The 18,199-nt window shown below is 47.8% G+C and carries 21 protein-coding genes; 9 read left to right on the top strand and 12 right to left on the bottom strand.

The genetic code is table 11. From position 1 onward, the window contains the following. Nucleotides 1-39: 39 nt before the first annotated feature. The 8 genes from IPM31_13935 (at nt 40) to IPM31_13900 (ending at nt 7,708) form a co-directional block, all read left to right on the top strand. A complete protein-coding gene (locus IPM31_13935; protein MBK9008078.1) occupies nt 40-471 on the top strand; it encodes an ATPase in 432 nt (143 codons plus the stop codon). A 14-nt stretch (nt 472-485) separates the two neighbouring features. Continuing rightward, nucleotides 486-791, top strand: a complete 306-nt coding sequence (locus tag IPM31_13930) for a V-type ATP synthase subunit F (protein MBK9008077.1) — start codon at nt 486-488, stop codon at nt 789-791. Between the two features lie 39 nt (nt 792-830). Further along, on the top strand, nt 831-1,445 hold the full coding sequence (locus IPM31_13925; GenBank protein ID MBK9008076.1) for a hypothetical protein: 615 nt from the start codon (nt 831-833) through the stop codon (nt 1,443-1,445). 1 nt (nt 1,446) lies between these two features. After that, on the top strand, nt 1,447-3,213 hold the full coding sequence (locus tag IPM31_13920) for a V-type ATP synthase subunit A (protein MBK9008075.1): 1,767 nt from the start codon (nt 1,447-1,449) through the stop codon (nt 3,211-3,213). Next, nucleotides 3,213-4,640 carry a V-type ATP synthase subunit B gene (locus tag IPM31_13915; protein MBK9008074.1) on the top strand — a complete coding sequence of 476 codons (1,428 nt, stop codon included), beginning with the start codon at nt 3,213-3,215 and terminating at the stop codon, nt 4,638-4,640. The genes IPM31_13920 and IPM31_13915 overlap by 1 nt, the downstream gene beginning before the upstream one ends. Further along, nucleotides 4,627-5,256 (top strand): V-type ATP synthase subunit D, encoded by a 630-nt coding sequence (locus IPM31_13910; GenBank protein ID MBK9008073.1) that lies wholly within the window; start codon nt 4,627-4,629, stop codon nt 5,254-5,256. The genes IPM31_13915 and IPM31_13910 overlap by 14 nt, the downstream gene beginning before the upstream one ends. 263 nt (nt 5,257-5,519) lie before the next feature. Continuing rightward, entirely contained in the window at nt 5,520-7,130 is a 1,611-nt protein-coding gene (locus IPM31_13905) for a UDP-N-acetylmuramoyl-L-alanyl-D-glutamate--2,6-diaminopimelate ligase (protein ID MBK9008072.1), read from the top strand. After that, on the top strand, nt 7,112-7,708 hold the full coding sequence (locus tag IPM31_13900) for a GNAT family N-acetyltransferase (GenBank protein MBK9008071.1): 597 nt from the start codon (nt 7,112-7,114) through the stop codon (nt 7,706-7,708). The genes IPM31_13905 and IPM31_13900 overlap by 19 nt, the downstream gene beginning before the upstream one ends. 53 nt (nt 7,709-7,761) lie before the next feature. On the opposite strand, the gene IPM31_13895 is transcribed toward IPM31_13900, so the two are convergent. Continuing rightward, on the bottom strand, nt 7,762-8,763 hold the full coding sequence (locus IPM31_13895; protein ID MBK9008070.1) for a DUF2029 domain-containing protein: 1,002 nt from the start codon (nt 8,761-8,763) through the stop codon (nt 7,762-7,764). A gap of 179 nt (nt 8,764-8,942) precedes the next feature. Here IPM31_13895 and IPM31_13890 point away from each other — a divergent pair, with 179 nt between their 5' ends. Then, entirely contained in the window at nt 8,943-9,248 is a 306-nt protein-coding gene (locus tag IPM31_13890; GenBank protein MBK9008069.1) for a hypothetical protein, read from the top strand. A 175-nt stretch (nt 9,249-9,423) separates the two neighbouring features. Here the strand turns inward: IPM31_13890 and IPM31_13885 are convergent, their stop codons facing one another. From IPM31_13885 to IPM31_13835, 11 genes are all read right to left on the bottom strand, one after another. Continuing rightward, nucleotides 9,424-10,368: a hypothetical protein gene (locus IPM31_13885; GenBank protein ID MBK9008068.1), complete on the bottom strand. Its 945-nt coding sequence runs from the start codon at nt 10,366-10,368 to the stop codon at nt 9,424-9,426. Between the two features lie 211 nt (nt 10,369-10,579). After that, nucleotides 10,580-11,038, bottom strand: a complete 459-nt coding sequence (locus IPM31_13880; protein MBK9008067.1) for a hypothetical protein — start codon at nt 11,036-11,038, stop codon at nt 10,580-10,582. Nucleotides 11,039-11,288: 250 nt separating this feature from the next. Next, complete coding sequence (locus IPM31_13875; GenBank protein MBK9008066.1) at nt 11,289-11,501, bottom strand: hypothetical protein; 213 nt, start codon at nt 11,499-11,501, stop codon at nt 11,289-11,291. Between the two features lie 18 nt (nt 11,502-11,519). Next, a complete protein-coding gene (locus IPM31_13870) occupies nt 11,520-12,626 on the bottom strand; it encodes a radical SAM protein (protein MBK9008065.1) in 1,107 nt (368 codons plus the stop codon). A 197-nt stretch (nt 12,627-12,823) separates the two neighbouring features. Further along, entirely contained in the window at nt 12,824-13,225 is a 402-nt protein-coding gene (locus IPM31_13865) for a hypothetical protein (GenBank protein MBK9008064.1), read from the bottom strand. Nucleotides 13,226-13,243: 18 nt separating this feature from the next. Continuing rightward, the gene (locus tag IPM31_13860) at nt 13,244-14,092 is read right to left on the bottom strand and encodes a hypothetical protein (GenBank protein MBK9008063.1); all 849 of its coding nucleotides are present in this window, start codon (nt 14,090-14,092) and stop codon (nt 13,244-13,246) included. Nucleotides 14,093-14,337: 245 nt separating this feature from the next. Continuing rightward, entirely contained in the window at nt 14,338-15,198 is an 861-nt protein-coding gene (locus IPM31_13855; GenBank protein MBK9008062.1) for a hypothetical protein, read from the bottom strand. A 181-nt stretch (nt 15,199-15,379) separates the two neighbouring features. Then, entirely contained in the window at nt 15,380-15,955 is a 576-nt protein-coding gene (locus tag IPM31_13850; GenBank protein MBK9008061.1) for a hypothetical protein, read from the bottom strand. A 164-nt stretch (nt 15,956-16,119) separates the two neighbouring features. Further along, nucleotides 16,120-16,650: a hypothetical protein gene (locus tag IPM31_13845; GenBank protein ID MBK9008060.1), complete on the bottom strand. Its 531-nt coding sequence runs from the start codon at nt 16,648-16,650 to the stop codon at nt 16,120-16,122. A gap of 215 nt (nt 16,651-16,865) precedes the next feature. Next, nucleotides 16,866-17,270: a zinc ribbon domain-containing protein gene (locus tag IPM31_13840; protein ID MBK9008059.1), complete on the bottom strand. Its 405-nt coding sequence runs from the start codon at nt 17,268-17,270 to the stop codon at nt 16,866-16,868. 11 nt (nt 17,271-17,281) lie between these two features. Further along, nucleotides 17,282-17,755: a hypothetical protein gene (locus IPM31_13835; protein ID MBK9008058.1), complete on the bottom strand. Its 474-nt coding sequence runs from the start codon at nt 17,753-17,755 to the stop codon at nt 17,282-17,284. Nucleotides 17,756-18,199: the final 444 nt, after the last annotated feature.

Below are 18,199 nucleotides of genomic sequence, written 5' to 3'. Positions count from 1 at the left end.
CGAATTGAAAAATATTTCTACAACATAAGGAGATAAACAATGTTCTTAGCTTTTGCTGTTCTGGTTGGTTTGATCCCGGTCATCCCGGCAGTGATCTACGTGATCCAAAATGGAAAGACCAGCCCTTCGCAGGCGGTTTCCCGCATGATCACCGGATTCAACGCTTTCAATTTCATCGTCGGCTTGATGGCGGGCGGACTCGCCCTCGTCTGGCTGGCTTCCCCTTCGTCGGCTTTCGCGGCTGGCGCGGCGCAGGAAGCCGTGGTTGACCAATACGCGACTCTCGCGGCGGCTCTTTCCACCGGGTTGGCTTGCATCGGCGCAGGCATCGCGGTCGGCGGCTCCGGCGCGGCGGCGGTCGGCGCCACTGCCGAGAAGCCCGAGTCGTTCGGTCGCGCGCTCATCTTCGTGGGTCTCTCTGAAGGTATCGCGATCTACGGTTTGATCATTTCGTTCCTTGTTCTTCCGTAAGGCGCGGAACGTTCATGAAGGTTCTGGTTATCGGTCATCCTGACGCGGTGCTCGGATTCTCGCTCGCCGGCGTGGGAGGCAGGGTTGCCTCCACAGCCGATGAGGTGAATCAGGCGCTTGACGATGTCGCGTCTGCCAAAGACGTGGGCATTGTCCTCGTCACCCAGGATGTGGCTGAGATGATCCCCGCCCGCATGGAGCACCTCAAACTGCGGAGCACGATCCCGCTGGTGGTGGAGATCCCTTCGCGCGGCGGCGTTCCGGAAGGACAGGCTTCGCTTGGCGACATTGTCCTGCGGGCGATCGGTATCAAGTTATAACCCTTTCCTGACTCAGGAAAATGAATTGGAAGTGTATCTATGAATTCTGAAGCAGAAAACATCGTGGAACTCGAACGGGCGATCCTGATCGAAGCCCGCGAAGAGGCTGAGCAGATGCAGGTGGAAGCCAAAGAGAAGGCAGAAGCCATCCACAAACGCGCGCAGGAACAGGCTGAGTCCGAACGGAAAGCCGTCCTCGACCGCGCCCGGGAAGATGCGGATCGACTCCGCAGTCAGTCAACCGCCACCGCGCAGTTGAAAGCGCGTTCCTCCCAGTTGGAGCATCGCGAGAAGGTCCTCGATAACGTGTTTACGGAAGTGAAGAAACAACTGGACGCCGTGAAAAAGCGCCCGGATTACGATGCCATCGCGGCATTATTGTTGCGCGAGGCGTTGACCCAGTTGCGCGTGGGCAAAGCGGACATTCGAGCGGACGAATCGACACAAAAGGCGCTGAAAAAAGGCGCCTTGGACGAGATCGCAAAAGAACTCAAAGGCGAGTTCACGATCAGCGGCGGGCTGGATGAAGGCACCGGCGTGGTCGTGGACGCCTCCGCCGGAAAGATCCATTACGATAACACATTGGAAACCCGTTTGAGCCGTTTGCAAAACACCCTGCGCGCCTCGGTCTACAAAGTGTTGATGGGAGAATAGCATGGCAAATGAAGTAGGAACAATTACCTGGATCAGCGGACCCGTTGTCCGCGCCCGAGGCTCCCGCCACGTCGGCATGTTGGAGTTGGTAGAGGTGGGCGAGGATCGACTCGTGGGCGAGGTCATCGGTCTGAAAGGCGACCAGATGACCGTGCAAGTCTACGAAGAGACCGCCGGTATGCAAACCGGCGCGCCGATCTACGGCACGGGCTTGCCGCTCTCGGTGGAACTCGGACCCGGCTTGATGCAATCCATTTACGACGGCGTACAACGACCTTTGCCGCTCATCGAGCAGGCAGTGGGTTCGTTCATCAACCGCGGCGCGCGCTTCGACCCGATCAGCCGCGAGAAAAAATGGAAATACACGCCGAAGGCAAACGTCGGCGATGAAGTGAAAGGCGGCTCGATCCTCGGCGTCGCCATGGAAACCGACAGCTTCGAACATCGCGTGATGGTCCACCCCGACGATAAAGGCACCCTCACCTGGGTTGCCTCCGCCGGTGAATATACCGTCACTGATACGATTGCGAAGATCAAGATCGGCAAAGAAGAAAAATCGGTCACGATGTTACAGCGTTGGCCCGTTCGACGCCCGCGACCGTTCGTGCAGCGACGCGGCGCGAACATCCCGTTAATCACTGGGCAGCGTATCCTCGACACGTTCTTCCCTGTCGCAAAGGGCGGCGCGGCTGGCATCCCCGGTCCGTTCGGCTCGGGCAAAACAGTGACTCAGCACAGCATCGCCAAATGGGCGGATGCGGAAGTGATCGTCTACATCGGATGCGGCGAGCGCGGTAACGAGATGACCGAGGTGTTGCAGGAGTTCCCGCATCTTGTGGACCCTCGCTCTGGTCGCCCGTTGATGGAGCGCACCGTCCTCATTGCGAACACCTCCAACATGCCGGTTGCGGCGCGTGAAGCCAGCATTTACACCGGCATCACCATCGCGGAATACTATCGCGACATGGGTTACCACGTCGCGCTCATGGCAGATTCAACCTCCCGTTGGGCTGAGGCGTTGCGCGAAGTTTCCGGTCGTCTCGAAGAAATGCCCGCCGAAGAAGGGTATCCCGCTTACCTCGCCGGTCGCCTCGCGGAATTTTACGAGCGCGCCGGTTATGTCGAAAATTTGAACGGCTCTCAAGGTTCGGTCTCCGTGGTAGGCGCAGTCTCGCCTCCGGGCGGCGACTTCTCCGAGCCGGTCACACAACACACCAAGCGCTTTATCCGCTGTTTCTGGGCGCTGGATAAATCGCTGGCGTCGGCTCGTCACTTCCCCGCCATCAACTGGCTCGACTCCTACAGCGAATACATCGAAGACGTTGGCAATTGGTGGCGCGAAAAGACCGGCAAAGACTGGCTTGGAATGCGCACCAAAGCCATGGAGTTGTTGAGCGAAGAAGCGCGCCTGTCGCAGATCGTCAAACTCGTGGGTCCCGATGCGTTGCCGTACGCGGAACGCATGGTGCTGGAGACGTCCCGCCTCATCCGCGAAGGCATCTTGCAACAGAACGCCACAGATAGCGTGGACGCGTACTCGTCTGTGGAAAAACAGATTCGCCTGCTCGAGTTGGTGTTGTACTTCCACGAGCGCGGCATGGCGATCGTCAAGCGCGGCGCGCCGATCAATCTCATCCACGACCTTCCCGTTGTGGATACCATCATCCGCGCCAAGTCCTCGGTCACCAACGAAGAGATCAACAAGTTGGACGATATCCAAAAGATGATTGACCAGCAAATGGGTCAATTAGATGCGGAGTATAGATAATGAGCGAAGCAACAGTTTTAGGCGGTCAGGAAGTCGTCGGCGTCGGGCGCATCGAAGGTCCGATCATGGTCGTCGAGGGCGCGTCGAACGTCAGTTACGACGAGGTCGTTGAGATTCAGGACGCGCGCGGCGATACCCGCCGTGGGCGCGTGCTCGAAGTGGGCGAAGGCTTTGCCGTTGTGCAGGTGTTCGCCGGTTCCACCGGTCTTTCGATCGACGGAACGCGCGTCCGCTTTTTAGGCAACACGCTTCACATGCCTGTGGCGGAAGAAATGCTCGGGCGCATCTTCGACGGCTTGGGCACCCCGATCGACGGCGGTCCCGAACCGCTCACCGATGTGTACCGCGATGTGAACGGTCAGCCGATCAACCCCACCGCGCGTATTTACCCGCGCGATTACATCCAGACCGGTATCTCGACGATTGACGGCGTGAACACGCTCCTGCGCGGACAGAAACTTCCGTTGTTCTCCGGCGCGGGCATGCCGCACGACCAACTTGCCGCGCAGATCGTGCGTCAGGCAACTTTAGGTCGCTTGGCAGGCGCGCCGCAAACCGAGGGCGAAGAGTTCGCCATTGTGTTCGCGGCGATGGGCGTCAAGAACGACGTGGCGGATTACTTCCGCAAATCGTTCACCGAAAGCGGAGCGTTGACCCGCGTGGCAATGTTCCTCAACCTGGCAGACGATCCTCCAGTGGAGCGTATCGTTACCCCGCGCGCGGCGTTGACGCTGGCTGAGTACCTCGCTTACGATCTCGGCAAGCACGTGCTGGTCGTGTTGACCGACATGACCAACTACGGCGAAGCCCTGCGCCAGATCTCGAACGTGCGCGGCGAAGTGCCGAGCCGTAAAGGTTACCCGGGTTATTTATATTCCGACCTCGCGTCGTTGTACGAACGCACAGGGCGCATCCGCACCAGCCAAGGGTCGATCACGCAGATCCCCATCCTCACCATGCCGAACGACGACATGACCCACCCGATGCCCGATCTCACCGGCTATATTACCGAAGGTCAGATCGTGCTGGGGCGCGAGTTGTACTACGCGGGCGTGTATCCTCCCGTGACCGTTCTGCCGAGCCTTTCGCGTTTGATGAAAGACGGCATCGGCAAGGGACGCACCCGCGACGATCATCCGCGTTGGGGCGCGCAGTTGTACGCGGGCTATGCCAAGACGCAAGACATCCGCGCGCTGGCATCCGTCATCGGCGAGGAAGAACTCTCCGAGGTGGACCAGAAGTACCTGAAGTTCGGACGCGCGTTCGAGCGTGAGTTTGTCAATCAGGCGTTCACCGAAAATCGCACCATCGAGCGCACGCTGGAGATCGGCTGGAAGTTGCTGTCCATGCTTCCAAAGGGCGAGCTGACTCGCGTCACGCTCGACGAGATCAAACAATATTACAAAGGCGACGATGCCACAAGTTAATATCGCGCCAACCCGCACGAACCTGATCCGCCTCAAAAAGGAATTGCGTTTCGCCAAAGAGGGGTACGAGATCCTCGACCGCAAACGCGAAGCCCTGACCGGCGAACTCGTGCGCGTGGCGAAGGAAGCGGACACGCTTCAAAAAGAAGTGTGGGCTTTGCTTGCCACCGCCTACGATGCGATGGAAAAAGCGCGCCTCGTGATGGGTTCGGACCATGTGGAGTGGGCGGCGCTTGCCGTCAACAAAACCGTGGACGTGCACCTGCGCCTGCGCGGCATCATGGGCGTGGCGATCCCGCAGATCGAAGCGCGCGGCGAACCGCCGAAATTGCTGTACAGCCCGGGCGATACCGCCGCCGTGCTTGATGAAGCCAGCAACGCCTTCCGCGAAGTGCTCGTGCGCATCCCGCAACTCTCGATGCTCACTGCCGCAGTATGGCGGCTCGCCAATGAGTTGAAGAAAACACAGCGGCGCGTGAACGCCTTGCAGCATATCTTCATCCCGAACTACCAGCACCAGATCGAATTTATCGTCAGTTCGCTGGAGGAACGCGAGCGCGAAGAAACTTTCCGCCTCAAGTGGTTGAAGACCAAGATGACCAAGCAGGCGGCTTAAATCCTCAGCCACAGAGAACACAGAGATTTTGAGTTTTTCTCTGAGAACTCTGTGATTTCTGGGCTACGCAAAAAATGGGTTTTGACGATATACTCGTCGGAACCCATTTTGTTTTATGACCACAACTTACACAAAACGTCCCGCAGGTTTTCCTGAACCATTTTGGTCTTGCGCGTGAACCTGCGGGACGGTTTCACTTGTAAAGTATGAACACGAATCCATCGCTCCGAAAAATTTTTGCTGAACTTCCTCCGCCGCTCTGTATGTTAGATGTTCCTGATGCGCAGATCACGGGCATCTCGATTGACAGCCGCGCGGTGAAGCCCGGTCACTTGTTCGTTGCCATGCAAGGCGGAACGTTGGACGGACACGATTACATCCAAGCCGCGATTGACAACGGCGCGGTCGCAGTGGTGGGTGAGAGGGACGTGGCGCAAATTGGCAATTTGCCCTACCTGCGACTCACGAACACGCGTCAAGCGCTGACGTGGATAGCTGGTTCGTTTTACCTGTGGCCCTCTCGCCGCTTGACGATGATCGGCGTGACCGGCACCGACGGCAAGACGACGACGACCAACATCCTCTATACCATCCTCAAAGCGGCGGGACTTAAAGCCGGGATGATCTCGACCGTCAACGCGGTGATCGGCGATGAAGTCCTCGACACGGGTTTCCACGTCACCACACCGGACGCGCACGATGTGCAATTCTATCTGGCGAAGATGGTGGAGGCAGGCTTGACTCACGTTGTCCTCGAAACGACATCCCACGCATGGGAACAACATCGCGTGGATGCGTGTGAGTTCGACGTCGGCGTAGTCACGAATATCACTCATGAGCATTTGGATCAGCATGGCTCGTATGAAAACTACCGCGCGGCAAAGGCGCGACTCTTTGAGGCGTTGGAAAAGACATCCGAAAAGCCGCAGGGCAATCCGCGCTTGGCTGTGCTGAACCGCGATGACTCCTCTTTTGAATTCCTGACAAAAATTTCAGGGGCGAATAAAATGGATTATGGCTTGAACGCGGATGCGAAAATCCGCGCGGTGGAGGTGAGACACTTGCCGTCGGGAATCCATTTCACGGCAAAGAGCAAAGACTTCGAGATTCCCGTCTCGTGCAAATTGGTCGGCGGATACAACGTAACCAATTGCCTCGCCGCGTTGACTGCGACAATTTACGGCTTGGGAATCAAACCCGAAGTTGCCGCGCAGGGAATCGCCGCGCTGGAGGGAATCCCCGGTCGCATGGAACGCATTGACCTGGGGCAGAATTTCACCGCCATCGTTGATTTTGCGCATACGCCGAATGCGTTGAAGTCTGCTCTCAAAGCCGCGCGGGAAATCCTTACCGCTAAGACCGCGAAGGACGCTAAGCAAGAAGAAAATCTTCGCGCTCTTAGCGAGCTTCGCGGTTCAAAGGTTGAGGAACTTCGCATAATAGCAGTGTTTGGTTCTGCCGGGTTGCGCGATAAAGCCAAACGGCGGATGATGGCGGAGATCGGCGCGGAACTTGCGGATGTGTGCATCCTCACGGCGGAAGATCCGCGCACTGAATCACTGGCGGGAATTCTTGAGGAGATGGCGGCAGGCGCCACGTCGAGTGGAGGAAGCGAGAACGAATCGTTTTGGAGAATCCCCGACCGAGGCGAAGCGATCCGCTTTGCTGTGAATCAAGCGCGCGAGGGAGACATCGTTCTAGTCTGCGGCAAGGGGCACGAGCAGTCGTTGTGTTTCGGCGCGAAAGAATTTTTATGGGACGACCGCATTGCCGTCCGCGCGGCGTTGAGTAAACTGCTCGGCGTTGACGGACCGAGGATGCCTTATTTACCAACACAAGATTTGGAGGAGAGCGAATGGCTGGCTTTGAAATAAAACCCGTCACGTTGACCGGCAATCACGTACGACTTGAACCGATGACGCTTGAACACGTCGAAGCGTTGGCGGAGATCGGCGTGGGGCATGATTTTTGGGATTTCATGGTGTACGGCAAAATGGAAAACGCGGAGGATATGCGCGGCTGGGTGAGCGACATCCTTGCGCGCGCGGCAAAAGGGACCGACCTGCCGTTCGTCGCTGTCCATTTGGCTTCGGGGCGCGTGGCGGGCGCGACGCGGTATCTCAACATCATGCCCAACGACCGCGGACTCGAAGTAGGCGGCACGTGGTACGGACTCGACTTTCAACGCACGGTGGTCAATACCGAATGCAAGTATCTGCTGTTCAAGCACGCTTTTGAAACGCTGGGAGCCATCCGCTTGCAATTGAAAACAGACTCGCGCAACGAACGCTCACAACGCGCCATCGAGCGCATCGGCGCAGTGAAGGAAGGCGTGCTTCGCAATCACATGATCCTGCCCGATGGGATCATCCGCCATTCGGTGTACTATTCGATTTTGGATACGGAATGGGAGAACGTGAAGAAGAGGTTGGAAGAGAGGCTGGGGAAGTGAACCCGCTGGCAGGAGATTGTCTATTGCTTATTCGACATGAACGAAATTGATATTCAATTTTGTTCATGATTTGAATTGGATGTGAATAATTCTTTCACTCCGGGACTCAATTGTACGATGTAGATCAACAGCGGAATAAAGACCAGGAATTGAAGAGCAACCCAGCCGTACGATCCCATAAAATAACCCAAATTGCCCAGCAATCCAATCCAACCGATTGGCATTACAAGCAGAAACAACAAATCGTTTTGCTGAAAATAAGGCAGCGCAAGTCCCATTGCGGCTACCAACGCCAGAAACCGCCGTTGCGGTTTTAAGCGAAGTAAAAACGGCGGTAGCCAGAATAAAAGCGACCATGGTCCCGCCCAACGCCACAACGATATGCTTCCCAAGTCATTCGGAGGATGGTTAATAATGTTATTTAATAGTTGAAGGGGCCAGCCGGGATATGCGATAAGAGATGCTGTCCATATCAAAATGGGCATGACCATTACCCTCAACCTGTCTTTCCAGGACAGTTCTGCCATAAGCAGGAGGATCAAACTGCCTGTCAGTCCGGTTTGGAATTTGGCGCTTGCGATGGCGATGCCCAGGCCGGCGAGATGCCATTTTCGGTTCGCCAAGCCCCACCAACAAAGCGCCAGCCCGCCAACGATCAAGCCGGTGATGCTTCCGTAAATGATGGTGTAAAACATTTGATACGATGCTATTGCGATCAACGCTTTCCCGTTAAACACACGGACCGCAAAGAATATTCCAAGGATATTTACTGCGCACCACACCACATATGCCAGAGTGAGCGGCAGTTTTGATAAGAGAGCGAAAATCGGCAAGATCCAATATCCATAGTAATAATAAAAATTCTGATAGCTAAAATTGCCGTGCGCGGTCTCCAGATAGATTTTAAGATCAAAATAAGCAAATGATAAATTAGCCTGTTGCCAGACGAATATACCCATCATCCCAAATGCCAGACCAAGCGCGAAAACCTCTCCGGGCTTAAGGCGCTGGCATAGCCGTTCGTTCATTTGCCGTGCAGTATCGGTTAGCGACATGACTGTATTATATGTTGCTGAACGTCGAAAAGGGAAGGGAATGACCGGGAGCGATGCTGACGGGTTGGAAAATGGGCGGAAAGCCATGATCTTCTAGCCAGGCGACCGCATTCTCTTTATAGGTTTCGTCCCTAACTCTGAACCAACCCTCTTCAACCCCATAACGGTAAATCGTATCTTTGAATCTGAGGAACGCTCCGAACGGCGAGCGTAGACAAGCCTTCCGCATGGCGGCGCAATCCGTCAAGCAGGCAGACTGTGTGTTTGGCTCGTTCTATCGGCGTTTGAAATCACGGCTGGACAAAGCGCAAGCCACGGTCGCTACTGCGCACGCCATCGCGCGAGTGGTGTATCGGATGCTCAAATACAAGGTGGAGTATGAGACGATCAGCGTGACCGAATATGAAAAGAAGTATGAAGAACAACAGATCAAGTATATGAAGAAAAAGGCGCAGAAGCTGGGCTTCCAACTCATCCCTGCCTGACGAGGGGGCGACCTAACAAAAAGGCGTGACGTAAGGCGTCGCGCCTGCTTTGCGTTTAACTGCCTTCGTGATTTTGCAGTTTTTCCCCACTCAACTCGTTGACTTTGCTCAGACCAACGCCTTGTACGATCATCTCAACCGCTCTTGGATCAAGACGGTTTCTGAGAACGCTTTGTTAGCCACCGTTCTGGACATGTAGAACACTTTCGATTTCTGCTAACCGTTCAATATTTGATATATAAACATTTAAAGACTTTGCCATCTTTTCTGTTTTTGATTGCTCTTCCATTGCCAATATTAACCAAATAAAACTATCTTTAGGCAGTTGTTCAACAAAATAGGTCAATTCCGAAACGCTCATTTGACGAAATTTTCCGTGAAGAACTCCGCCCCGTGTCTTTTGGCGGTCTTCGCCGTGAGCATACGCCGCTTTTAGGCGAACTATTACAAACAGATTCTCTCTGCCAGATTGTACTTGGATTATATTGCCTAATTCCTTAGTTGCAGAACTTATATTCTTTGGGGTAATTTGTTTCGGAAGGGTTACGGGTTTATCGCAAGAAAATAAAATGCCGTTCACTGATTGATTGTTGAAATGCTTCATGACTTCAATCGTTCGTTCTGTCATGTGAAAAATGAGAAAATTCGCCCACGCATTTATACATTCGGATGCTAACTCTAGGGCGTCAATGTATTCATGGTCATCAGTTTCCACGTAAAACCGAAATCTTGTTTGTAGAAGCGACGAATCTGCTTTGACCGCTTTGGGATCAATTGCAACACTGGTGTAAATTTCAGGGACGCCAACTCTAGGACTTTTTTGGCTTCTTCCTTTTGTGTTTAGAACCAAATGCTTGCTACTATTACATAAATCTGCACACAATTTCAGGTATTCGTTTTTTGCCAGAAAAGATTCTGTGTCAGACTTTGTGCAGGCAATCGAATTATCTTTTTCTATCCAGTCTTTCAGATGATAGCAATTGATGAAGAAAGAATACAAGTCATCCTGAAAATATTCTTCGGTAATTTGCTGGGTTTTAGGGCGTGACAAAGCGTCGTCCAACAAACGACTAAACCATCTTTCGACACGTAGGAATTGCTCGATATACTTTGCTTTCATTGTTGGCGTTTTATGTTGCAAGAAGGTGGCTAACGGTTTGCGTTAGCGGATTTTGGGCGGGCTGGGACAATGCCTGAGAGTGGGAAAAACTTGAAGCCAGAAAAATGCTTCTCGAAGCCGCAGACTCCCAAAAATCCGCTGCACGCTTTGTTGGGCGTTTTTTTGTTGTGCAAGACTCATCGACTGTGTGATTTTACTCATAACTTGGCTCTTATGATGTAGAAAATAACTTTCTAATGCGTGCGACTAAACTCGTTTTTGATTTCTTATCCATGCCAAATTTATCTGGTAAAGGTTTTCCTTGCTTAATGCTTGCAATCACCTTTTGGGGTTCTACTTGACACCAATACATGAATTCCAAATGATGACCGTCTTTGCGTTCAATCAAATTTTCAATAAGGGCGGTAGGTTCTACAAGGTAATGAGGTTTTGACCGTTGTTGCGCCACAACTGCTAAAGGATTTTTCCCTACAACTATCCAAGTTGCCTTTCCATCAATGATAGATGGTAAATAATGAATTGCTAGAATTTTTTCCAGCATACTTTCAACGGTTTCGCCGCTTTCCATCTTTATCCTTTTTTCATGTCGTGGATAAATGTCATCGCCTGCGGCAACGCTGTCACGCCAAATGATTATATTTTTAGACCTTCTTTTTTGTTGAGTGCCCATTTTGAAAGATTTTACCCATAGACTCAAACATCAAAAGCGACAAAGTAGTTTTGGAAGAAACGCCCAACGGCTGGCGTTACCTGCGTGTGGGAGGGCGTGGATTCTGTTTGGGAGCAGGAAAAACTCAAAGCGGGGAAAATGCTCGAAAATGCCGCAGAATCCCACACGTCAGGTGCACGCTTTGTTGGGCAGATTTTATAGAGCGACAAAAAATTGTTGTTTAAATTTTTTTGTCGCTCTACTTTCTTACTTAATCATCATCACCAGGTTCCCAATTGTCCCACTCGCCTGCCCACGGTGGAGCGTCGTCGAAAGTGCTATCTTTGTAACTATTGTCAAGTGCAGTTTCGACAACAGCATTTGACACGTTTTGATCTGTTAGTAATGCAGGTTCGGTCTCTGCAATTAATTTCTTAATATCTTCGGCAAATGCAGAAACTACTTTAAGGGTTGGTGTTGTCATTTTTATCTCCTTTGGTGATTAGTGAACAGTTTTTACAAATTCAAGAATTGTTTTTGCTGGAGAAATTCTTGAAGAATAACAATACTGAGTTTCCGTTGATTTGACAGTTCCATTTTCAAAATATTTATTGCTGGCTTGTCCGCCATGACAAAATGAAAAGTAATCACAAGATTCAGCACACATTTCAGTTCCTTCAACAAACTCCTTGACATACCAAGCGTTTGTGCCATTGTTTACGATGGTTTCTAGATCGTCCTTTAATACATTGCCTACTATAAACTTGTTGCGCTCATTTTTAGGCACTGAAATAAATTCAGGCGATAATAAGACTACATTGCCTTCGGTGTCAACTGTTGGATAAAAATTTCTATTGACAACATAAGGGGCATATGTACCATCAATTAGTTTGTTCATTATAGCAAGCGATTCTCGGAAATGGCGAATAGACGTGACTGGTTTCTTACGCCACTCCAAAAATAAGCGACGCCAAAAAATATCAATCTCTTCTTTTGTAAATTTTACTTTGCCAAGATTCAATCCTTCGTTTTCTTCAAAATTGATGCTAATACTTTTGGGCTGAAGAGACGATAAGAAGTTATACAACTCTTCTGGGCTATTGATGTTGTGCTTATTGATAACGGCAATTATTCCAAAGGAAATTTTATGATTTCTCAAGTGTTGAATGCCTGCCAATGTGCTTTCAAATGCTTCCTGTCCAGACCAGTTTTTTCTGGATAAGTTATGAGTTGCATTACCATCTAGGCTAACGCCAATTCTGAATTTGTACTTCCTTAGAAAATCACACCACTCCTCATTTATTAGCGTTCCGTTTGTTTGGATGCTGTGCTGGCGGAATCTTTCTTCACAATGCTCATCAAAGATGTTCATGTAGTGACGAAATTTATCAATTCCTGTTGCTAAAGGCTCTCCGCCGTGCCATAACACAATAGTTCTTCTGTTTCGTTTCCCAATCGCTTTTGCTATGTTTCTAACAACATCATCTTGGATGAATCTCTTCTCTTGTCTATCAGGGAGGTAACAATAACTGCAATTTAAATTGCATATTGAAGTTGGTTGCAACACAACAGTATTCCAATGGTAAACAAAATGCTTCGTTTCGTGCATGATTTTCCCTTTTGTTTATTGACTGAACCCGTTAGACCTTATCTGCCCAACGGTTTGCGTTAGCGGATTTTGGGCGGGCTGGGAAAATGCCTGAGAGCAGAAAAAACTTGAAGCGAGAAAAATGCTTCTCGAAGCCGCAGACTCCCAAAAATCCGCTGCACGCTTTGTTGGGCAGGTGTGGGTTGCGCGAGACTCTACTACTTTGGATTGGTTTGCTGTTCTTTTTTAGATTGTTCTGCGACTTTCTTAAACACAGTACTCAAACCTTTTATTGGATTCAGAAATGTATCAATTGCAACTTCCCATGCGTCAGGAGCAACTTCAAGAAGAAATTTCAACCATTTTGAAATAACTTTTTCGCTCGCTTTTTCACCTTGTGATGCTTCAAGTTCTAATTCTTTCACAGCAGTTTTTGCAATTTCTTTATCAGCACCGTTTGGTATTAATTCGACTTTATTATGCAGTACAGTGAATGCGTTTTTTATTTCTAAAAAATGTTCGACTTCCTCTGTTTGAATAGAAATATTTCCAACATTCGTTAAATTAGTATTTTTTGAGTTCTTGACTTCTATTTTTGAATTATTCTCTACCTTTTTCATGGCAAGACTCCTGAAATATTATTTAGTATTGTCTTGAAAAACATTTGCAACTTTGTCTAAAATAGTTCCAGGTGAATTTGTTATATTGATTTGAGGAGCGTTTGTGATGTAGTTGACAATGGTTTGTTGTAGTTCCTCAGACAAGATGCCTTTTTCTTGGAGAATGGATTTTGTAATATTTAGAATTACTGTGTAAGAAGAAACATAGAATGTTCTTACATCAATTTTGTCGTATGAGTTTTCAAAACTTGTACTAAGTGAAGCCAATATACTATATTGGCTATTGAGCCAGCGTGGATACCATCCCCAAATACTTACTGGGCTAGTAATGATAAAGTCTAATACGTTGAACCATTCGTAAGTTCCACGAGTATAACTGGAGTAATGCGCTACAATTTCTTCGCCTGTTGTAGCAAAATGAAGAAAATGACTTACGATGCTTCCTCTGCTGGTGCGATATATAATCTTTGAAAATGCGCGTTTTTCATTTTTCTTTGTATCTACTATTATTTCGGCTGGTGTACTGATAACTCCTAGTGATGCAAAGTGCTTGTTGAGTTCGTCACATATGCGTTGATGCAATTCTAAAATGAAGTTATTAACATCAAGTGTATTTTTTGAGTTTTTGTAAGGAATGATTAACGTAGAGTTCTTAACTTCAGTACCAAATTGAAAAAATAGATTTTTGCCCGCAAAACTTTTGAAATTTAAGTTCTTATCTCTTGCTTGGTCTTGAGAAAAGGACACTAAGGCTATGAAAACAAGCGGTACGAATAAACATAAAATCGCACCGCTTGTTTGTGCTATTAACGTGATGTACAAACTAATCAGTGCCAACCATTTAGTAACTAATCCAATCTTAGGCATTTTATTTAATCCTTCCTTGTTATATGATGATTTTGAAATGTTACTTTATAAGAACAAATTACAAAGCACCTGCCCAACGGTTTGCGTTAGCGGATTTTGGGCGGGCTGGGAAAATGCCTGAGAGCAGAAAAAACTTGAAGCGAGAAAAATGCTCCTCGAAGCCGCAGACTCCCAAAAATCCGCTGCACGCTTTGTTAGCCTGCTTTTATTTTTAAGAACACCTTTTGCTTTTAACATTTTCTCAATTATCTTGAAATCAACGAAAAATCTGTCAATGTTACAGAAAGCGTTGCGCCTTGTGCAACCGTGTACCCCACCCAAAGAAAAGGATGGGCTTTGGGTAAACTTCTATCATCTACAATTTCGTATTCTAAATACGTTATGAGCCTTGTTCCACGAATTTCAAGTTTGACATTGTAAACTTGATTTATTGATATTCGAGGTGGTGGTAGATATATTTGCTTAATGTCGGGCATTTGCAACATCATCCATATAGGTTTGTCTTGCACTCCTGATTGAAAAAGGATAGAAGTCCCATCTTGGCTTGGGATAGATGTTGCGCTCGGTAATAATCCGATTGCGATATTAGTATTCCAATCAGAAATAGTAGCCAACTCACTTATTTCCATCTTGAAACTTATATCTGTATCAGACGAAATGCCTGTAACAAGCCCGTTTACTCTGGAACTTGGGGGATTGATTACATTAATTGATAGTCCTGTTTCTTGTAATGCAAAAATACCTTTGTTCTCTAAATTCCAGCAATTATTATTTTCGGGTGCTGTGTTTCCTTCAAGCAAACTCCACACACCTTTATTGATACAACCATCTTCAAAAAGATATGCCGATGATGTCGTTGGTGATGGAGTTAATGACGCTTCGGAAGCCGTAATACTTGGGGTATCTGTAGGCACTGCAAACAATACGGCGGCTGTTTGGGTTGCTTTGAAACTTTCTGCTGTTTGAGTTGCGCTTATCTCAAGTTCTTTAGGGGCTACATTACTCCGAAATGTAAAATACGCAACCGCAATTGTGCCAATCACTCCAATTATGGCGGTTATAACTGGGGCAAGATTATTTGAAGATGCCGATTCGTTTTTGCTCATTGAATACTTTTCCCTTTTAGCGGAGCGGGCTAACGGTTTGCGTTAGCGGATTTTGGGCGGGCTGGGAAAATGCCTGAGAGCAGAAAAAACCTGAAGCGAGAAAACTGCTCCTTGAAGCCGCAGACTCCCAAAAATCCGCTGCACGCTTTGTTGGGCTGTGTTGGACAGATAGACACCATGATTATTGGATAACTACAGTAGAAAGAATTTTATCCAAAACTTTTATCAAGTTATCATTTTGTTCAGGCGTTCCTATCATGTATCCATCAAGTGAAAGACGATAATTTTTTGTGTATAAAAACACTGTCCATACTGTCCAGCCAGAACGGTTTTCTATTTTTTTAACAGCTGATAAATTCGGTGCGAGAATAGATAATCCCGCAGGATTACAGCCTTCCTCTGTTATTGCACAAGGTAGTGCATAGATTTCTAATCTTACTGTACCTGCCACTTGATAGTCTGAGGTATCACCACCTACTTCGCCAATGCGTACAAAGTCTTGAATGTAAGTCTGACCTTCTAAACCTGGCTCACTTTTGGTTGAACCTGGATAAACATACCAATCTTGAGGGTAATCAAGGCTATATTGGATTGTTCCAGCATCTGATGTAAATTTACTTGAATATTCTTTCCAATTATCAGATGTAAAGGTCGAAGTTGGAATAGCCGCTTCTGTTGGAACAACTTTAGCCGCTGGCGCACATGATACCAAGATAAAAACGACAAACCAAACTGAAACAATGTTTTTGTTTTTCATTCATACCTTTTGTGCAAGGAACAGCCCAACGGTGTGCGTTAGCGGATTTTGGGCGGGCTGGGAAAATGATTGAGAGCAGAAAAAACTTGAAGCGAGAAAAATGCTTCTCGAAGCCGCAGACTCCCAAAAATCCGCTGCACGCTTTGTTAGCCCGCTTTTGTCTATCAAGGAATAATTTTCCAATAAGAGCCACCATTTGGTGCAATAAAAGAATCAGTTGTCTCAAATAATCCAGTACTAAAATCAATACATACTGCTTCTACAGGAAATTGAGACCAGTGATATTTTCCGCCAGCCGATAAATCAGTTAATATCAAATAGCCTTTTGGAATTTCATCGCCTGCTTCATAAGAAATAAATGGAATTGGGCGATTGTGAACATCTTCAGCGCATTTACCAGAAATTTCAGTTGTTGTTTCACCAAAATTCCAATTGTTTACTTCATGTCGTGTGACAGTTGCTTCACGAGATTCAACTTCAACTGGAGAACCCCCAATTATCCAACCTGCGCCAACATTAGGGTTTGAAAGCACTATTGCGATAATAAGTAAAACAATTCCGACAATTACAGATAATATTCTAATTTGCGTTGAGATAGCAGGTATTTTGAATTTTTCAACATCAATACCACCTCCAAAAATTCCTGCTAACAAGGCAACACCACCGATGCCTGCAATGATTGAAGAAACTTCCATATATTTTCCATCTCCTTATTTATTGCAGATTTTATAACGTGATAATCTTTTGCGCGAAGCGGGCTAACGGTTTGCGTTACCCGCGCTGGGGCGGGCGGCGGGACGCCGTCCGACTGGGAAAATGCTGAGGCGTAGAAAAATGCTTGGAATCGCGCCAGAATCCCCAGCGTCGGGTGCACGCTTTGTTGGGCTGTTTTATGCGTACAAGAACTTACTCATTTTTCATCGTCTTTTTTCTTGCTCTGTTCAATTAGCAAGGAAATTTCTTGCCCGCAACCAGAGCAAAACTTTGAACTCATAGGTGTTTCGGCTTTGCATATTGGACAAGTAAATATTAGTAAAGTGCTACATTTAACACAAGATTTTGCGGTTTTAGAATTTTCGTGTTTACATTTTGGGCAAATGATAATTTTATCAAGCGCAACTTCATTTTCATTGCCAATTATTATAGTACTACCTGCGACATTACCATGAATTTCAATATTGGTTGCGTTATATTGGTCGCTTACTTTCTGCCCCCGCTGGTCAAAATGCGTAGGTGTTCTTGAAGAACCTTTGAGTTTGAGGTTTGGGTTTTCTGGAGGGAGTGATAAAGGTTTATCTTTTTTAGATTTGCTCATTGTCTCCGCTCCTAAAATAGCGATATAAACAAGGCGACGCCTAACGAAGTGAACGCTAATGATTGTGACACAAATGCCAGCCGTAATATGATAGCATTTCGTTCTATTATGACGGAATTCTCTTTCCAAGACCCAATCATATTTGAAATCATTTGCAATTTTGTTTCATCGGGTGATTGATTTAGATATTCGTGCGCTAAAACTTCTGGATTTGGGTCAATTCGATAACTTCTTACCCAAGATACAATAGTTGAGCAAATAACCGAGATTGCAAATAGCACTATACCAATAAGCACAAGAATTTGACCACTAACGGGGATAAGGATAATAGTTTCTCTTGCTCCCATGAGTAAAGCAAACATTCCGCCAGCAAAAGCCATTAACATACTTGCTTTATTTTCAAGTGATGTTTTTTGGCTTTGCTGTACAGAAAGCAAGTTTCTTACAGTTTCATGAATTAGAGAAACACTATTTTCATTAGTCATAATTTTTCAAAGGAACAGCCCAACGGTTTGCGTTAGCGGATTTTGGGCGGGCTGGGAAAATGCCTGAGAGCAGAAAAAACTTGAAGCGAGAAAAATGCTTCTCGAAGCCGCAGACTCCCAAAAATCCGCTGCACGCTTTGTTAGGTGACTGCGGGTTGCGCAAGACCTTTTGCCTGAAAACAGAACCACGCCTTTTATGACTTGATTTTACACGTACCACAATTTTTTACAAGCCCGACTTTGCCAGCGAAAACGAAACTGATTTACCAAAACGCCAAAGTTTAGAACTTGTGTTTCGACAAGCTCAACAACCACTGAAACCTTTGCCAAAAACTGACTTTACAAAGAAATTACTTGCCAGAAAAAATAAACCTGACAAAAAAGCCTAACCCAAACTTGCCAAAACTTTTTCTAAAAAAATGTAGCCGATTTTAGAAACCTGAC

The sequence above is a fragment of the Candidatus Defluviilinea gracilis genome (assembly GCA_016716235.1).
Classification (GTDB): domain Bacteria; phylum Chloroflexota; class Anaerolineae; order Anaerolineales; family Villigracilaceae; genus Defluviilinea; species Defluviilinea gracilis.
Note: the sequence above shows the minus strand (reverse complement) of the source record. Positions and strands in the feature narration are given on the sequence as shown.

What these genes read in the sequence shown, in the direction of transcription:
- IPM31_13905 (MBK9008072.1), top strand. Translation starts at nt 5,520, where the DNA reads ATGTTAGATGTTCCTGATGCGCAGATCACGGGCATCTCGATTGACAGC.
- IPM31_13865 (MBK9008064.1), bottom strand. Translation starts at nt 13,225, where the DNA reads ATGAAAAAGGTAGAGAATAATTCAAAAATAGAAGTCAAGAACTCAAAA.
- IPM31_13855 (MBK9008062.1), bottom strand. Translation starts at nt 15,198, where the DNA reads ATGAGCAAAAACGAATCGGCATCTTCAAATAATCTTGCCCCAGTTATA.
- IPM31_13895 (MBK9008070.1), bottom strand. Translation starts at nt 8,763, where the DNA reads ATGTCGCTAACCGATACTGCACGGCAAATGAACGAACGGCTATGCCAG.
- IPM31_13840 (MBK9008059.1), bottom strand. Translation starts at nt 17,270, where the DNA reads ATGAGCAAATCTAAAAAAGATAAACCTTTATCACTCCCTCCAGAAAAC.
- IPM31_13885 (MBK9008068.1), bottom strand. Translation starts at nt 10,368, where the DNA reads ATGAAAGCAAAGTATATCGAGCAATTCCTACGTGTCGAAAGATGGTTT.
- IPM31_13850 (MBK9008061.1), bottom strand. Translation starts at nt 15,955, where the DNA reads ATGAAAAACAAAAACATTGTTTCAGTTTGGTTTGTCGTTTTTATCTTG.
- IPM31_13845 (MBK9008060.1), bottom strand. Translation starts at nt 16,650, where the DNA reads ATGGAAGTTTCTTCAATCATTGCAGGCATCGGTGGTGTTGCCTTGTTA.
- IPM31_13915 (MBK9008074.1), top strand. Translation starts at nt 3,213, where the DNA reads ATGAGCGAAGCAACAGTTTTAGGCGGTCAGGAAGTCGTCGGCGTCGGG.
- IPM31_13880 (MBK9008067.1), bottom strand. Translation starts at nt 11,038, where the DNA reads ATGGGCACTCAACAAAAAAGAAGGTCTAAAAATATAATCATTTGGCGT.
- IPM31_13860 (MBK9008063.1), bottom strand. Translation starts at nt 14,092, where the DNA reads ATGCCTAAGATTGGATTAGTTACTAAATGGTTGGCACTGATTAGTTTG.
- IPM31_13910 (MBK9008073.1), top strand. Translation starts at nt 4,627, where the DNA reads ATGCCACAAGTTAATATCGCGCCAACCCGCACGAACCTGATCCGCCTC.
- IPM31_13920 (MBK9008075.1), top strand. Translation starts at nt 1,447, where the DNA reads ATGGCAAATGAAGTAGGAACAATTACCTGGATCAGCGGACCCGTTGTC.
- IPM31_13875 (MBK9008066.1), bottom strand. Translation starts at nt 11,501, where the DNA reads ATGACAACACCAACCCTTAAAGTAGTTTCTGCATTTGCCGAAGATATT.
- IPM31_13935 (MBK9008078.1), top strand. Translation starts at nt 40, where the DNA reads ATGTTCTTAGCTTTTGCTGTTCTGGTTGGTTTGATCCCGGTCATCCCG.
- IPM31_13930 (MBK9008077.1), top strand. Translation starts at nt 486, where the DNA reads ATGAAGGTTCTGGTTATCGGTCATCCTGACGCGGTGCTCGGATTCTCG.
- IPM31_13900 (MBK9008071.1), top strand. Translation starts at nt 7,112, where the DNA reads ATGGCTGGCTTTGAAATAAAACCCGTCACGTTGACCGGCAATCACGTA.
- IPM31_13870 (MBK9008065.1), bottom strand. Translation starts at nt 12,626, where the DNA reads ATGCACGAAACGAAGCATTTTGTTTACCATTGGAATACTGTTGTGTTG.
- IPM31_13835 (MBK9008058.1), bottom strand. Translation starts at nt 17,755, where the DNA reads ATGACTAATGAAAATAGTGTTTCTCTAATTCATGAAACTGTAAGAAAC.
- IPM31_13925 (MBK9008076.1), top strand. Translation starts at nt 831, where the DNA reads ATGAATTCTGAAGCAGAAAACATCGTGGAACTCGAACGGGCGATCCTG.